The organism is Maribacter halichondriae (assembly GCF_027474825.1).
Lineage (GTDB): Bacteria > Bacteroidota > Bacteroidia > Flavobacteriales > Flavobacteriaceae > Meishania > Meishania halichondriae.
This window is the reverse complement of sequence record NZ_CP107030.1, coordinates 1,430,411-1,445,552: the sequence shown is the minus strand read 5'-3', so window position 1 is coordinate 1,445,552 and position 15,142 is coordinate 1,430,411. Positions and strand designations below refer to the sequence as shown.

13 protein-coding genes and 4 pseudogenes are annotated in these 15,142 nt (G+C 41.1%); 14 read left to right on the top strand and 3 right to left on the bottom strand.

Annotated elements, in window-relative coordinates; all coding sequences use genetic code 11:
- Positions 1–4 precede the first annotated feature (4 nt).
- A pseudogene (locus N8A86_RS06570) lies at positions 5–1,326 on the bottom strand (M16 family metallopeptidase).
- 206 nt (positions 1,327–1,532) lie between these two features.
- On the opposite strand from N8A86_RS06570, the gene N8A86_RS06565 reads away from it, so the two are divergent.
- The 5 genes and pseudogenes from N8A86_RS06565 to N8A86_RS06545 all read left to right on the top strand — a co-directional run bounded on the left by N8A86_RS06565 (position 1,533) and on the right by N8A86_RS06545 (position 4,036).
- Positions 1,533–1,991 carry a DUF4199 domain-containing protein gene (locus N8A86_RS06565; protein WP_273568317.1) on the top strand — a complete coding sequence of 153 codons (459 nt, stop codon included), beginning with the start codon at positions 1,533–1,535 and terminating at the stop codon, positions 1,989–1,991.
- Positions 1,992–2,282: 291 nt separating this feature from the next.
- A pseudogene (gene rplU / locus N8A86_RS06560) lies at positions 2,283–2,998 on the top strand (50S ribosomal protein L21).
- Positions 2,999–3,053: 55 nt separating this feature from the next.
- Entirely contained in the window at positions 3,054–3,314 is a 261-nt protein-coding gene (gene rpmA, locus N8A86_RS06555; RefSeq protein ID WP_273568316.1) for a 50S ribosomal protein L27, read from the top strand.
- Between the two features lie 174 nt (positions 3,315–3,488).
- The gene (locus tag N8A86_RS06550; protein WP_273568315.1) at positions 3,489–3,668 is read left to right on the top strand and encodes a hypothetical protein; all 180 of its coding nucleotides are present in this window, start codon (positions 3,489–3,491) and stop codon (positions 3,666–3,668) included.
- Positions 3,653–4,036, top strand: a complete 384-nt coding sequence (locus tag N8A86_RS06545) for a DUF4874 domain-containing protein (RefSeq protein WP_273568314.1) — start codon at positions 3,653–3,655, stop codon at positions 4,034–4,036. The genes N8A86_RS06550 and N8A86_RS06545 overlap by 16 nt, the downstream gene beginning before the upstream one ends.
- A 164-nt stretch (positions 4,037–4,200) precedes the next feature.
- Here the strand turns inward: N8A86_RS06545 and ahcY are convergent, their stop codons facing one another.
- Positions 4,201–5,517: an adenosylhomocysteinase gene (ahcY, locus tag N8A86_RS06540; protein ID WP_273568313.1), complete on the bottom strand. Its 1,317-nt coding sequence runs from the start codon at positions 5,515–5,517 to the stop codon at positions 4,201–4,203.
- Between the two features lie 83 nt (positions 5,518–5,600).
- Here ahcY and N8A86_RS06535 point away from each other — a divergent pair, with 83 nt between their 5' ends.
- The 9 genes and pseudogenes from N8A86_RS06535 (at position 5,601) to N8A86_RS06500 (ending at position 12,427) form a co-directional block, all read left to right on the top strand.
- Positions 5,601–6,242: a 4'-phosphopantetheinyl transferase family protein gene (locus tag N8A86_RS06535; protein WP_273568312.1), complete on the top strand. Its 642-nt coding sequence runs from the start codon at positions 5,601–5,603 to the stop codon at positions 6,240–6,242.
- 96 nt (positions 6,243–6,338) lie between these two features.
- A pseudogene (locus N8A86_RS06530) lies at positions 6,339–6,599 on the top strand (hypothetical protein).
- Positions 6,583–7,215, top strand: coding sequence for a nicotinamide riboside transporter PnuC (pnuC, locus tag N8A86_RS06525; protein ID WP_273568311.1), 633 nt, complete (start codon positions 6,583–6,585; stop codon positions 7,213–7,215). Before N8A86_RS06530 ends, pnuC begins: the two are co-directional and overlap by 17 nt.
- Positions 7,176–7,739, top strand: a complete 564-nt coding sequence (locus tag N8A86_RS06520; RefSeq protein WP_273568310.1) for an ATP-binding protein — start codon at positions 7,176–7,178, stop codon at positions 7,737–7,739. Before pnuC ends, N8A86_RS06520 begins: the two co-directional genes overlap by 40 nt.
- The gene (locus tag N8A86_RS21430; protein ID WP_337251752.1) at positions 7,736–8,101 is read left to right on the top strand and encodes a DUF4301 family protein; all 366 of its coding nucleotides are present in this window, start codon (positions 7,736–7,738) and stop codon (positions 8,099–8,101) included. Before N8A86_RS06520 ends, N8A86_RS21430 begins: the two co-directional genes overlap by 4 nt.
- Positions 8,041–9,276 carry a DUF4301 family protein gene (locus N8A86_RS06515; RefSeq protein WP_337251751.1) on the top strand — a complete coding sequence of 412 codons (1,236 nt, stop codon included), beginning with the start codon at positions 8,041–8,043 and terminating at the stop codon, positions 9,274–9,276. The genes N8A86_RS21430 and N8A86_RS06515 overlap by 61 nt, the downstream gene beginning before the upstream one ends.
- 226 nt (positions 9,277–9,502) lie before the next feature.
- A complete protein-coding gene (locus N8A86_RS06510) occupies positions 9,503–9,955 on the top strand; it encodes a hypothetical protein (protein ID WP_273568309.1) in 453 nt (150 codons plus the stop codon).
- Positions 9,956–10,275: 320 nt separating this feature from the next.
- Complete coding sequence (locus N8A86_RS06505) at positions 10,276–10,587, top strand: hypothetical protein (protein ID WP_273568308.1); 312 nt, start codon at positions 10,276–10,278, stop codon at positions 10,585–10,587.
- 474 nt (positions 10,588–11,061) lie between these two features.
- Positions 11,062–12,427 (top strand): annotated as a pseudogene (locus N8A86_RS06500) (sigma-54-dependent transcriptional regulator).
- Here N8A86_RS06500 and N8A86_RS06495 read toward each other — a convergent pair.
- Entirely contained in the window at positions 12,402–14,876 is a 2,475-nt protein-coding gene (locus tag N8A86_RS06495) for a hybrid sensor histidine kinase/response regulator (RefSeq protein ID WP_273568307.1), read from the bottom strand. The pseudogene N8A86_RS06500 and the gene N8A86_RS06495 overlap by 26 nt on opposite strands.
- Between the last annotated feature and the right edge of the window lie 266 nt (positions 14,877–15,142).

Below are 15,142 nucleotides of genomic sequence, written 5' to 3'. Positions count from 1 at the left end.
CATTTTAGTTTGCTGCAGCTTCTTCGGGTAGGTATTCGATGATAGCCCTCTGATTGGGTTTTAGATATTTGTTCGCGACTTCTTTGATTTCTTCGCGGGTGACCGAACGGTAGATCTCGATTTCTTTGTTGATCAGTTCGGTATCTTCGTAAAGCAAATAATTTCGGGCTAAGGAATTGGCAATCCCCTGAACACTTGAATTCGAATTCACAAACTGGTTCTCGAACTTGTTCTGTAATTTTTGATAATCATTTTCAGAAATCATTTCGTCACGAACTTTGGCAATTTCTTCTTCCATCTCGGTAAAAAGCGTGTTTAGATCTGTTTCTCCGACCGGAAGCGCGAAAACAAGGTACATGCCGTAATCTTCTTGGCCTACGTTAAAAGCGCCGACCTGCAACGCCTGTTTCTGTTCGTCTACCATTTTTTTGTAGAGCTTCGAGCTTCTGCCGTCACTCAAATAGGTGGAGATCATATCGAGTACATAGGCATCCCTTTCCTTAAAACCGGGAGTTCGATACGAGATGACCGCTGCCGGAATTTGAATATTCGGGTCATAGGCCTTGCTCCGAATCTCTTCGGTAATCGGAGTCTCTCCGGGATAGTTTCGAACCACATCGGCACCCTTCGGAATTGGCCCAAAATAATCCTTTACCATTTTTTTTGTGGCATTAACGTCGATGTCACCCGCCACCACTAATACCGCGTTGTTGGGCACGTAGTATTTCTTGTTGTATGCAATGACATCTTCCAAGGTTCCTGCATCGAGATCTTTCATATAGCCGATGTTAGGGTCTTTATAGGGATGGGCTTTAAAAGATTCTCCGCTACCTTGAACAACAGTTGTCCATAAGGGGAGTTGTCGTAGCGCAATCTTTTTTCCTCTTTGACAACCTCTTTTTGAGTATCGATTCCCTTTTGGTCGATAACCGGATGCAGCATTCTTTCCGATTCCATCCAAAGGCCCAATTCCAGATTATTGGATGGGAATACTTCATAATAATAGGTTCGGTCTTGAGAGGTATTGGCATTGTTCTGTCCGCCGTTTGCGGCAACAATCTCAAACCATTTGCCACGACCGATATTTTTGGTGCCTTCAAAGAGAAGGTGTTCGAAAAAATGGGCAAATCCCGTTCTTCCCTCGGTGCGGTCTTTTCCTCCTACATGGTACATCACAGCTGTTGTGACCACGGGGGCGGTGTTGTCTTTGTGAAGAATAACATGAAGCCCGTTGTCAAGGTTGTATTCTTCATAGGGCACTTCTTGGGCCCAGGTCAAGGTCGCCGAAATCAGCAACATCGACGCAATGAGTATTCGTTTTTTCATTTTGCTAGTGTTTATTAGGAAATTCAGATTGTATTATGGGTCAATGTAAGAAAACATTTGTTACAAGAATATGGAATTTTAACAAGTTGGCCTTCCAACTACGGTTGGTTTAACAAGAATTTATGGTGGTTTTTATATATTTTATGTAATTTGTAAGAAAGGAAAATCTTTCCCTTTTTAAGGGAAGTTGAATCTAAAAATCAGATATGTTCAAAGAGTATGCATTGCCAATCCGATTCGGTATTGCCACAAGTGGCTGCCTTATTGCCTATTTTTTGATTTTATCACTTCTCAATCTGCATACTAACGTTTTCTATAGCCTTTTTAACGGAATCATAACAGGTTTCGGAATCTATGAGGCCATTAAGTTTTACAAGCATAGGGATCAAGAGGGCTTCAATTATGGGAAGGGTTTTATGGCTGGTCTGGTCACCGGAGGGGTCGCAACGCTTATATTCACGCTGTTTTTTGCCCTATATTCCACCGAACTCAATGCCGGTTTTTTGGAAGAACTTTCCTCTCAATGGGCCGAAGACTACCGAAGTTTTGAGGGTATCGTCTTCGCGACGGTCGCCATAATGGGCTTGGCAACAACTTTGGTCTTGACCCTGACTTTTATGCAGCTTTTTAAAAACAGTAATAATCTTAAAAAGAAATCGGCCTAAAAACCCCTGATTCACTTGTACATTAATGATTAAGCAGTGAATACTCCTTCCAAATAAACCTTCGGGTTTTTGACCCTTTCTTTTTCCCTTTGCCGGCGTTAAAATTTTGAACCGTAGCTATACTTCGGCTTCGCTCAGTACAGGCTTCTATGCTTAACCCCGAAGCCTCGGGGTTGCCTTGGCAAAGAAAAAAATAAATTTCTCAAAATTCCCGAAAATTTATTTAGAAGGAGTATATTTGCATCCGCTTATTGAAAAAGATAGGCGATAAATTAAATTAATATACACGCTATGTATGCAATTGTAGAGATGGCAGGGCAGCAATTTAAAGTTGCGAAAGACCAAAAAGTGTATGTTCACCGTTTGCAGACAGAAGAAGGTAAAAAGGTAACTTTTGACAATGTACTTCTTTTGGCCGATGGCACGAACATCACCGTAGGCGCCCCAGCTATAGACGGTGCGGCCGTAGAGGCCAAAGTCGTGAAGCACCTAAAAGGTGACAAAGTAATCGTCTTTAAAAAGAAAAGGCGTAAAGGGTATCGTAAGAAAAACGGACACCGACAATCATTGACCGAAATCGTAGTGGAGAGCATTATTGCCAAAGGCGCTAAAAAGGCAGCTCCCGCTAAGGAAGAAAAACCAAAAGCAGCTCCGAAGGCAAAAGCCGAGGCCAAGCCTGCAGCTAAAAAAGCCGAACCTAAAAAAGAGGCGGCTCCAAAAGCTGCCGCGAAGCCCAAAGCTGCACCAAAGAAGGCCGCATCCAAAGCTGATGACCTGAAGAAAATTGAAGGTATCGGGCCAAAGACGCTTCTACCTTAATCGATGCAGGAATTGCAACATTTGCTGACTTGGCAAAAGCCAAACCAGCAAAAATTTCAGAAATCATCGCTGACGTTCGTGGCAACCACGTAACCGATACTTGGCCAGCACAAGCTAAATTGGCTGCAGAGGGCAAGTGGGACGAGTTACAGAAATGGCAAGACGAATTAGACGGTGGTAAAGCTTAAAAGTAAAATAAATTGACCCTTCGACTTCGTTCAGGGTCCGACTAAAATTTATATCATGGCACATAAAAAAGGTGTAGGTAGTTCCAAAAACGGAAGGGAATCAGAATCGAAACGCTTGGGCGTTAAGATTTTCGGAGGCCAGGCCGCTACTGCCGGTAACATTATCGTAAGACAACGTGGTACAAGACACAATCCGGGTGAAAACGTCTATGCGGGTAAAGATCATACCCTGCATGCACGTGTTGACGGACTCGTGAAATTCGAAAAGAAAGCGGGCGGAAAGTCATATGTTCACATTGAGCCGTTTGAGGCTTAAAAAGCGTTGCTAAATACAGATATAAAACCCTTTCGGTAACGAAAGGGTTTTTTTGTGATATGAAACATACTTTCCTAGTCCAAAATTCGTTACTTTTTCGTAAGTATATGGTGGAAGGGTTTTCTACAAGTCCTTTCACGATGGAATTCGATGCTGACCTTTAACATATAAGCTATGGGAAAACTTACCTCACTGTTTCTCATTGTCATCCTTTTCGGTTGTGCAAAAGATTCGGATTTGCTGCCCGATCCAGTTTTTGTGCAAAAAGTTGTGGAAATTGAAATTCGGGAGCCGGGGGCACCTCTAGTGAAAATGAAGTTTCGCAGCCAGCATCATCAATGCTACAACAACTAGCCGAGGCAGGTCAAGAAATGGTTTCGATTTTCTGTGAGGGGTCGACCCAAAGTCTTTCTAAACAAGATATAGATTATAATACCTTGGTGCATCGCAACTATTCACTTGACGGTTCGGTTGCTTTGGATTCAAATTCCGAATTCACCTCCAACTTAGATAAACACCTCAATATCATTAGGGAAGCAGGGCTACAAGTTACCCTCTTATTCAATTATAGGGTAGCGACCGAGCTAGATAATCATATCGAAAATTCATATGACCACAGCCTAAAAGAAGAGATTCTTGCACATATTATACAATTGTACCCAACACTTTGGGAAAATTCTGATGTTATTTCTTGTGTTGAGATACAGTTTGTTGGAAGTTGAAAATAAACTGTATCATTGTTGAGATGATTTTTTAAATCGTCCTATTGCAGGTAAAATAAATCCTCAAAAAAATAAGTCCAATAAAAAACCCTCACATTTCTGCAAGGGTTTCTTCTTTTTGCAATTTCTAACGTCTGCACTTCGACTGCACTCAGTGTGACAGACTAATACCTATAATACTCAGGCTTATAAGGCCCTTCAACTGTTACGCCGATATAGTCCGCTTGCTCTTTACGCAATTCGGTAAGCTCGGCTCCCAAACGAGATAAGTGGAGTTTGGCCACTTTTTCATCCAAATGCTTGGGCAACATATATACGTCGTTCTTGTAGTTGTCACTATTTTTCCAAAGTTCGATCTGTGCCAAGGTCTGGTTCGTGAACGAGTTGCTCATTACAAAACTTGGGTGACCTGTGGCGCAGCCTAAATTGACCAATCGGCCTTCGGCCAACACGATGATATCTTTTCCGTCAATGGTATACTTGTCTACCTGAGGCTTGATTTCATCTTTGGTATTGCCATAAGTTTTGTTCAACCAAGCCATATCGATCTCATTGTCGAAATGCCCGATGTTACAAACGATGACCTTATCCTTCATCGCTCTAAAAGTAGATTCTTGAATAATGTCTTTGTTTCCGGTGGTGGTAATTACGATATCGGCGTTACCCACCACGGTTTCCATTTTTTTGACCTCGAATCCGTCCATACAGGCCTGTAAGGCACAGATTGGGTCGATTTCGGTAACGGTTACGATAGCCCCGGCTCCTTTGAAAGAAGCTGCGGTACCTTTGCCTACGTCTCCATATCCGGCAACGACAACTTTCTTTCCGGCCAACATGGTATCGGTAGCTCGACGGATTGCATCCACAGCACTCTCACGACATCCGTATTTATTATCGAATTTTGATTTTGTAACCGAGTCGTTCACGTTTATCGCTGGCATAGGCAATGTTCCGTTCTTTACACGCTCATATAATCTGTGAACACCGGTAGTGGTTTCTTCGGAAAGTCCTTTAATGGCACCTGCCAATTCTGGATAATCGTCAAGCACCATATTGGTAAGGTCGCCACCATCGTCCAAAATCATATTCAAGGGCTCACGATCTTCACCAAAAAACAAAGTCTGCTCGATACACCAGTTGAATTCTTCTTCGTTCATTCCTTTCCAAGCGTAAACAGGAATACCCGCAGCGGCAATTGCTGCGGCGGCATGGTCTTGCGTAGAAAAGATGTTACAAGAACTCCAAGTTACCTCGGCACCCAATGCTACCAAAGTCTCGATAAGTACTGCTGTCTGAATGGTCATATGAAGGCATCCGGCAATACGAGCTCCTTTCAACGGTTGCTCATTGTTGTATTCTTCACGAAGTGCCATTAGTCCGGGCATTTCTGCTTCGGCCAAATTGATTTCTTTTCTTCCCCAATCGGCCAGGGAAATATCTTTCACTTTATACGGTACGTAAGTAGCGGTTTTGGTACTCATAGTCCTTTTTTATTTTTACTTTCGTTAATGGCAGGTTATCTGCCTTTTGCGGTTGCAAAGTTACAAATATCCTAAATAATACCATGCCTCTTTACACGACTATAACAGTCAATTCGTCGATTTTAGTATATGTCTGGAAGATTGAGGAATCAGAAACCCAACTTGTAGAAGGAATTCGGCTGACCGAAAATTGTCAAAGACGAATGCAGGGCATGAGATCGGAACTCCATCGCAGGGGTTTTTTAAGTATCCGTCATTTGATGGCCGAAGCAGGTTACGAAGATGCCGATATGTATTACGATCAGTCAGGTAAACCACATTTGAACGATGGCAAACATATTTCGATAACGCATTCCAATCATTTCACCGGAATTATCGTAAGCGACGAAAAAGAAGTTGGCATCGATATCGAAAAACAGCGCGACAAGATTTTGCGCATCGCACATAAGTTTACGCCAATCGAAGAATATAAAACGATTGCCAACACCGATGCCCTGATCCGAAAGTTGACCATCGTCTGGGGCTGTAAAGAATCGCTCTATAAGATTTATGCACAGGAAGGACTCAGTTTTCTCCATCATATCGATATAGCCGATTTTTCGTTGTCGGACGGAAAAACAACAGGCGAGATTCTATATAAAGGAACGACATCCCAATACGACATAGACTTTTTGGAATTCGAGGGGTTTACCTGTGTGTATGCCCTTCGCTTAGTTGACAGTTGATGGGTAGGTTTATAGTATTTTTACCATCAACCATCAACCATCAACCATCAACCATCAACCATCAACCATCAACCATCAACCATCAACCATAAAAAAATGAACATCTCCGTAGAACTTACATTTTCTCCTTTGCAGGATGACTTTGAAGACCACATCATCAATTTTATCAAAAAGCTCAGGGCTTCGGGGCTTACCATTTTAGAGGATCCGTTAAGTACCCAAGTGTATGGCGAGTACGACACGGTAATGAAAACTTTGAATTCAGAAATCAAGACCGCCTTTTAATTAATGGACAAGGGGCTATTATATTTGAAAATCGTAAAAACCGACCGTAGCGACTATGAGCCCCATTTTTGATTTTTTGTTCGGGCAATATTCCGAATACGAAACCTTTGATATCGTTTTAGAAATCGTGGCTGTTATTTTCGGCCTACTCTCAGTATGGTTCTCAAAACAGAACAATATTCTGGTCTTTCCAACTGGCATGGTCAACACCTCGATTTTTGTTTATTTATTATTGAAATGGGGTCTTCTTGGTGACATGCTAATTAATGCTTATTATTTTATCATGAGCATATTCGGTTGGTATGTTTGGACAAGAAAAGTCAATGCAAATCAGGTAACACCGATATCTGTCACAACTAAAAAAGAACATCGAATTTCAGCCATTATTTTTATGGCCACTATGTTATTTGTGTATATAGTCTATAACATTTTTGATAAGTGGACAAGCTGGACGGCCTATGCAGATACGCTGACCACCGCTATTTTCTTTGTGGGTATGTGGCTTATGGCTAAAAGAAAATTAGAAAATTGGATTTATTGGATTATTGGTAATATTATTACGGTGCCATTATATTTCTATAAAGGTCTTACCTTTTCAAGTCTGCAGTACCTTATATTTACAGTCATCGCCATATATGGCTATCGCGCATGGAAGAAAAGTTTAGACAGCAGCCCACAAACATCGTAAAAGTCGTTTTATTCGGTCCTGAATCTACAGGAAAAACTACGCTGTCGGAACAACTGGCGAGACATTATAATACGGTATGGGTGCCTGAATATGCCCGAGAATATCTTCAGGACAAATGGAACAACGAACGCAAGACCTGTGAACCTAAAGATTTGTTGCCCATTGCCGAAGGTCAAATGCGACTGGAAAACGATTTGGCCAAAAAAGCAACGAATATTCTGGTTTGCGATACAGACTTGTTGGAAACCAAAGTTTATTCGGAAGCTTATTACGTCGGGCATTGTGATCCCGTTCTTGAGAAATACGCAATAAAAAATCAATATGACCTTTACTTCTTGACCTACATCGACGTGCCTTGGGAGTTGGATGATTTACGCGACAAACCTCTGGAACGAGAGCGAATGTTCAACTATTTTAAAGATACTTTAGAGAAGTACGACCGGAATTATGTTATTTTAAAGGGAAATAAAAAAAGACGTTTGGCAATGGCCATTGCACATATCGATAAACTATTGGAGAAATGAGTCAAATAACAAGCAACGACCAAAGGCAATTATCGGAGAAGGGCATATCAAAAGAGAAAGTGCTCGATCAAATCGAGATTTTTAAAGAAGGGATACCCTTTGTGCGATTGGAAAAAGCGGGGGTGGTCGATGGGGGAATATTAAAATTTACTGACGACGAGGAACAAACCCTTATTGAAAAATTTGAAAGTGACAGAAGTCGTTTATCGCTTTTGAAATTTGTACCTGCTTCGGGGGCGGCTTCCAGAATGTTTAAGGCCCTGTTCAATTTTTGGATTCCTATGACTTTAAGAAGGAAACCTTGGAAGAATATCTACAACGCACGAATGATGGCGATATTAAAAAGTTCTCTAACGGACTGACCGAACTTCCTTTTTACAAGATTGTACAGAACCGTATTGAGGAAAAGGCCATGTCAAAAGGAGAGGAAGTTTATTTATTCGTGAGGGAACTTTTGTCAGAAGAAGGTCTAAACTATGGATTTTATCCAAAAGGCCTACTGCCTTTTCACAACTACGGCGATTATGTGGCGACTCCTTTTGAAGAACATTTAAAAGAGGCTGCGTTATATAGTAAAACGGATGATACGGCAAAGTTACACTTTACTATTTCCGAACAACATGGCGAAATGTTCAATACCTTGTTTTCAGGAATGGAGGAGCGTGTTTCGCACGAGACGGGCACCTCGTTCAATGTGGGTTATTCCTATCAAAAGCCGGCCACCGACACCATTGCGGTCGATATGGAAAATAAACCGTTCAGAAACCAAGATGGTTCCCTGCTCTTTCGACCGGGAGGGCATGGTGCCCTAATTGAAAACCTGAACGAACAGGATGCCGACATTATTTTTATAAAGAACATTGACAATGTCGTTTTCAAAAATAATGTGAATGAAGTGGCCAACAGTAAAAAAGTATTGGGAGGTCTTCTTCTCAGATTGCAACAGAAAGTTTTCGCATACGCAGCACTTTTGGAAAAAGGGAAAGTTTCAGAGGGAATGATGACGGAAATCAAAGGTTTTTTGGAGCGCGAATTAAATTCAAGGTTTCTTGATAACTATTATAGTTTCAACCAAGAAGAACAGATCAAGGTCTTAAAGGACAAAATCAATCGACCAATCCGGATCTGCGGTATGGTCCGGAATGAAGGCGAGCCCGGTGGAGGGCCTTTTTGGATAGTCGACGCCCATGGCCATATCTCTTTGCAGATCGTAGAATCAGCCCAAGTCGATATGCAAGATATAGAACAGGTTCGGTTACTTAAGAATTCCACCCATTTCAATCCTGTTGATTTGGTCTGTGGAGTCAAGAACTATAAAGGGGAGAAATTCAATCTGTTGGAATACGTTGATCATAGGCAAGGTTTCATTACGGAAAAGACCAAAGACGGTAGGGCGTTAAAAGCCCTTGAGCTTCCAGGATTATGGAATGGCGGTATGGCATTCTGGAATACTATTTTCGTAGAGGTTCCGCTAGTAACTTTTAATCCGGTCAAGACCGTAAACGACTTATTGAAACCTTCCCATCAGCCGAGTTGATTTTTCATAGATCGAAATACGCAAAAAAGTGTGTAGGTTTTACACACTTTTTCATGTGTATTACCCAGCAATATACAATCCTATATAATAGCGAAAAATATATAATTAACTAATTTTCAGTTATTTATGCTTTATTTTTAACTGAATAGTCCATTGGCACTATTTTCCCGTATATGACTGTGATTATCAAAACAAATAATTATAAACTTTATTTAAAACACAGAAAATGAAAAAAGTAATGTTAGTAGCAGTTTTGTCTTTAGGAACAATGACTGCATTCGCACAAGAAGAAGTACAAGCTGTAGCAACTGAAGCTACTGAAACAGTTGTTGAGGCTACAGAAGAAGCAACTGAGGTTGTAACTGAAGAAGCTACCGAAGCTGTCGCTGAAGAGGCTGTTGAGGCTACTGAAGCTGTTGAAGCAACTGAAGAAGCTGTTGTTGAAGAGGCTGCTGTTGAAGCAACTGAAGAGGTAGAAGCTCAAGATGCTTTTACTGAAGTAGCTGTTGAAGAAGTTCCTGAAGCAATCACTACTGCTTTGGAAGCTGCTCACCCAGGTGCAACTATCTCTAAAGCTTACGTTAACGAAGCTGCTCAGTACAAATTAGAAGTTGCTAAAGAAGACGGTGAGACTGCCGAACTTTACGCAGACGCTGAAGGTAACTGGATCGAAATGTAAGCCGAAGGCTTATTAAGAAGAGACTAAGAGAAATTTAGTTTTTGAATCTAAAACACCTCGACTTCCCCCGAAGTCGAGGTGTTTTGTTTTATATGAGTTTTAGGTCCTATGATATCATGGTCAAGATATCAATGTAGATTTTAAACTCTCGTTGTGTAGAATCTACACAGATTACGGCATCGGTACTCATAATTACACACTCCGAATCCTCGTATTATTTTATAACTATCTGATAATTATATAGTTACATAAAAAATTTTTTTGGTACTATTATTTCAATGTATCAATAGAGTTTAATTAATAATTAAAAAAAGAAAATCATGAAAAAATTAGTTTTTGTATTAGCATTGTCTTTGGGAAGTTTAACTGCATTCGCGCAAGATGCTGAAGAAGTTCAAACTGAAGTTGCCGACGCTACTGAAGTTGTGGCTGCTCAGGACGATTTCTCTGAAATCGCTGCAGAAGAATTACCAGAAGCTGTAACTGCTGCCGTTGCGCAGAACTACCCAACAGCTAAAATCGACAAGGCTTACGTTAACGAATCAAAGCAATATAAGTTGGAAGTATCTCTAGAAGATGGTACTGCCGGTACTTTGTATGCTGACGAGAACGGAAACTGGATTGAAATGTAATAACTTGAGTTATTTGTTTTGTATCAAGTTGGTTTGGTCAGAAAGGGGTTGCGAAAGCAGCCCCTTTCTATTTTAATGAGACCCGTTTCGAGTCAAATCGGATTGACTCGAAAACGATGGTCGAATTAACCCTGAGCGCAGTCGAAGGGTTTACCCATTTTCCAAGACTTCAACTTACGATTGTATTTGAACTAACCCCGACTTTTCGTCGGGGTCTCACATGTCAGGAACCTAACACAATAAAAAGCCCCTTTTTTTCTTCAAATCAAAGCCCGATCTTTTCGTCAGGGTTCCCTTTTTTCAATATAATACTGTTGTAAGCTTAATAAAAGCGGGGTTTCTTCATCGATTTTATGAAAATTTTAGGGGGCGAATAGCTTTCTTATGGTATTTTTACGTAGATACTTAGCCTAATCGAATGTTTCGATTCGATTTAGGGCTTTTTAAAATACGTTCGAGTACAGAGAAAGTTTTATGCCAAACCTCTTGATTATTGAAGATGATGCCGCTTTTTGTCAAATGCTCCAAAGGTTTTTGACAAAGAGAGGGTATAAGGTAGAAACAAGTTTTAGCGCCCCCGATGCGAAGACGAAGTTCAATAGTACCGCTTTTGATCTTGTATTGACGGACTTGCGCTTGCCTGATTATGATGGCATCCAATTGTTGTCAGAGATAAAGAAAAAAACCCTACGACGCCTGTCATTGTGATGACAGGCTACGCAGAGGTAGGTACCGCGGTAAACGCTATGAAAAAGGGGCCTACGACTACATATCGAAACCCTTTACGCCCGACGACATTGTTACGATTATCGAAAAGGCACTTCAGTCGGTTTCCGAAGTTGTCTTACCTGATGTTTCTACTAAAAAGGAGAGCGATTCCCTGAAGATGTCCACCGGTCAAGAACGGTCAGGTGGAACTATCGTTACGGGGGTCAGTGATGCTTCAAAAAAATTGGAGGAATACATACAACTGGTCGCTCCGACCGATATGTCAGTTTTGATTACTGGGGAAAGTGGTACTGGAAAAGAGGTAACTGCAAAGGCGATTCACGATAATAGCAATCGTAGGGATTTCAATTTTGTCGCGGTGGATTGCGGTGCAATTCCCAAAGAATTGGCCGCCAGCGAGTTTTTTGGTCATATAAAGGGAAGTTTTACCGGGGCGGTAGAAGACAAGGTCGGAAATTTTGAAGCTGCCAACGGCGGGACGTTATTTTTGGATGAGGTAGGAAACCTATCTTACGAGAATCAGATACAGCTATTGAGAGCTTTGCAGGAAAGAAAGATAAAAAGGGTGGGGAGTACCAAGGAGGTCAATGTAGACGTCAGGATCATTACGGCGACCAATGAAGATTTGAACGAGGCCGTTGAAAAAGGCACGTTTCGCGAAGACCTATATCATCGATTGAACGAGTTTTCGATTCAAATTCCATCCCTAGAAGAACGTTTTGAAGACCTAATGTTATTCGCAGATCATTTTCTCACGAAATCGAATGTGAATTTGAACAAAGATGTTCACGGATTTAGCACAGAAGTTTGGGACGCCTTTCGGCAATATCACTGGCCCGGAAATTTACGGGAACTTCAGAACGTAGTAAAACGGGCTGTTTTGTTGACCGTGGGCGATGAAGTCCAAATTTCTGCCTTGCCAAAAGAAGTCTTAGGGGCAAACGGAAAGGCTGAGGCACCAGAGCATATTTCGAAATCTGAATTCGAGAAAGACCAGATAATAAAAGCGCTTCAGAAGACCAATTACAACAAATCGAAAGCGGCAAAATTATTACAGGTTACCAGAAAAACGCTTTATAATCGTATCAACCATTATAACTTGGACTTGTAGCCAAGCGTTCGTTCAATGCGGATACCAGTTCTGATACTCCCAATTTTACTTTTTGAAACGCGTCTAGCAACTGTCCCCGGTTCATAATCTTCCAGTTGGCGATTTCCAATTTTTCTAGAATAGGTACCGTAGAATTTACTTTTAGTTGTCGGAACATGGGCAGCATACGGTGAGCTACTTTGTTGATCTGTGCGTAATCGGCAGTGTTTACAGCCTCTGATAGCAAATCTAAATTAGTATTGGTATCGCTCAAAAAAGTTTGTAAAACCTCATATACGGCGTCTTCGTTATCTCCCAAGAAGGAGTATATTATTTCGAGACTGTATATATGTGATGCCGTTTCTTTGTCCTTTTTGACAACAACTTTTTTCGGTGCTTTTTTAGTTTTGATGCCCAACATATTGAGCATTCCTATAAGTTCTCCTTTTGAAAAAGGCTTTTGAAGAACTTGGGCGAATCCCAATGCGGTGTACGCTTCGGTATCGAGGTCTCGTCTTCCGGTCATGGCTATGATCGGTTGATTTGTATAATGATCGTATTTGCCCGATTTCAATATTTTCAGTACTTCGAATCCTGTGACTTGTGGCATTTGGATATCTGTCAAGACGATATCATAAGCTAAGTGCGAATCTTCTTTAATGGCCAAAAAATTGGAGAAGGTATGTGCCGTAATCCCCATGCTTTCGGCAAGCTCGCTTAGCATACCCAAAAGTGCAGTATCGTCATCGATAATCAACATTTTCAATTTAGGAACCAAATATTCCGTTTTTTCTTTCGCAGCGATCGCTTTGTTCGTTATTTCTAATGGAATCTGCAATGTAAAGGTGCTGCCGTGATCTTCTTTACTTTCCAAATGCAATGATCCGTTCAGCAATTCGGCCAATTTTTTCGAAATGGTCAGGCCAAGACCATAGCCACCGAACTTTTTCTCGGTAGAGCGATCGGCCTGGGTAAATTCTTTAAAAATTAGGTCTTGTTTTTCTTGAGGAATACCGATTCCAGTATCGATGACACTTAACTTAAGGATAAATTTTTTTGAAAAACTACCTCCGATCGTTTCTGCTTTTACGATAATGGAACCTTCTTCTGTAAATTTGAAGGCATTGCCCAAAAGATTGGTCAGAATTTGACGAATACGAAAAGGGTCGCCTGCCACCGTTTTTTCAAGTTCTGGATCGATTTCCAATTGCAGTTTTAGATTTTTGTTCCGATATAGGGCTTCGACATTTTCGGCCGTTTCCTGAATAAGATTGGCCGCAATAAAAGGTACTTTTTCGATATTTAACTTCCCTGCCTCCAACTTTGAAAAATCCAAGAGATCATTGACCAAGTTTCCAACGTATTCCGATGCTGATTTTACATTTTTTAGGTAACGCGATTGTTTGTCGGTAATGCTGGTATTTTCCATCAGTTCGGTATAGCCGGTAATCGTGTTCAATGGCGTTCTCAGGTCATGGCTCACGGTCGAGATGAGCTGTTCTCTACTTTTTAACAAGGATTCGGAATATTTCTTCTCTTTTTCAAGTTTTTGTCGGTAAACCTGTACTTTCCAAAAATCACGGTTTATCAAAAGGGTGAAAATCGCAACGATAATAAACCCTAAAAGTGCGGTGATGCCTGCCAAGCGCATCGTTCTTCGCATGGCCAATTGCCTGTTTTGGTTGTCCTCGTACGTGTTGAACATGATTTCCTGCTCAAAAGCGGCAATGATATTTTGTAACTGCCGCGAAAGTTCAAGATCATTTCTGTTGACCTCCAATTCTTTCTGCGCGAGAGACTGCTGCGAACGGAAATCCTTGAGCTTGGCTCTTTCCAACATGACCCTGGAGGCTGTTAAGATTGAATCGACATATTCCGCATCCGCCGTACCATCTGGATTTTTTGGCGCATTTTCACTTAATATATTGGCATATTCTGTAAGTATTTTTTGAGCACTTGGAGATAACTTATCAAAATCGGCGTACATGCTCTCAGCCGAAAACTTTCCAAAGGATTCCTTTATCTTATCGAATTCCTTCAAGGCCTTATCCAAAGAATTATCAGTTATTTTCCGCTTTTTTAATTTGCGAAGCTCGCTGTTGTTTTCAACTTTCTGTCCCAATAAAATTTGAAGACTATCCAAGAGCCCTCTTTGATGTTCGCCTTGGGAAAGCATTTTCAGCGAATCAATAGAGGTTCGAATGGAATCTATTTTTTGGGCATAGGAAAGAAAATTATTATCCGCATTACTGTTCAACGCCAATTTAGAAAGGCTTTCAGCTTTATAGAGCTCCGTTACCAGAGCACCGGTTTTCAGAAGTTTTACATCGGTTTCCTCAGCGGTATCATTCGACATGAATACCTGAATTTCGGTATAGATAAAGTAGCCCGAGACCAAGGCCAAAGCACACAGCACGAGATAACTCAGCATGATCTTTACCGTAAACCTATTTTTAGATTTGTCGTTCATAAGTAGCTGTCGCTAAAAGACTTGATATAGATACGGATAATTGCCCAATATCGATTATAACGAACCGTTAAATATTTGTAGGCAAAGCCTATGTAAAATGAAAACTGCGACTTACATTTGTACCATCTCAAAGGGGTGCTAAGTCTTGAAACAAGTTCGAGATAAAGCTGAGATTATACCCAATGAACCTGGGCGGGTAATGCCGCTAAGGGATGCGCTAGTCGCTGTTTGGAATTTCTATCGTTCTTACATTGAACAAAATCAAA

Excerpts from the sequence above, each read along its gene's own strand:
- pnuC (WP_273568311.1), top strand. The coding sequence starts at position 6,583 with ATGAGCCCCATTTTTGATTTTTTGTTCGGGCAATATTCCGAATACGAA.
- N8A86_RS06535 (WP_273568312.1), top strand. The coding sequence starts at position 5,601 with ATGCCTCTTTACACGACTATAACAGTCAATTCGTCGATTTTAGTATAT.
- N8A86_RS06545 (WP_273568314.1), top strand. The coding sequence starts at position 3,653 with ATGCTACAACAACTAGCCGAGGCAGGTCAAGAAATGGTTTCGATTTTC.
- N8A86_RS21430 (WP_337251752.1), top strand. The coding sequence starts at position 7,736 with ATGAGTCAAATAACAAGCAACGACCAAAGGCAATTATCGGAGAAGGGC.
- N8A86_RS06550 (WP_273568315.1), top strand. The coding sequence starts at position 3,489 with ATGGGAAAACTTACCTCACTGTTTCTCATTGTCATCCTTTTCGGTTGT.
- N8A86_RS06495 (WP_273568307.1), bottom strand. The coding sequence starts at position 14,876 with ATGAACGACAAATCTAAAAATAGGTTTACGGTAAAGATCATGCTGAGT.
- N8A86_RS06510 (WP_273568309.1), top strand. The coding sequence starts at position 9,503 with ATGAAAAAAGTAATGTTAGTAGCAGTTTTGTCTTTAGGAACAATGACT.
- rpmA (WP_273568316.1), top strand. The coding sequence starts at position 3,054 with ATGGCACATAAAAAAGGTGTAGGTAGTTCCAAAAACGGAAGGGAATCA.
- N8A86_RS06520 (WP_273568310.1), top strand. The coding sequence starts at position 7,176 with ATGGAAGAAAAGTTTAGACAGCAGCCCACAAACATCGTAAAAGTCGTT.
- N8A86_RS06565 (WP_273568317.1), top strand. The coding sequence starts at position 1,533 with ATGTTCAAAGAGTATGCATTGCCAATCCGATTCGGTATTGCCACAAGT.
- N8A86_RS06505 (WP_273568308.1), top strand. The coding sequence starts at position 10,276 with ATGAAAAAATTAGTTTTTGTATTAGCATTGTCTTTGGGAAGTTTAACT.
- ahcY (WP_273568313.1), bottom strand. The coding sequence starts at position 5,517 with ATGAGTACCAAAACCGCTACTTACGTACCGTATAAAGTGAAAGATATT.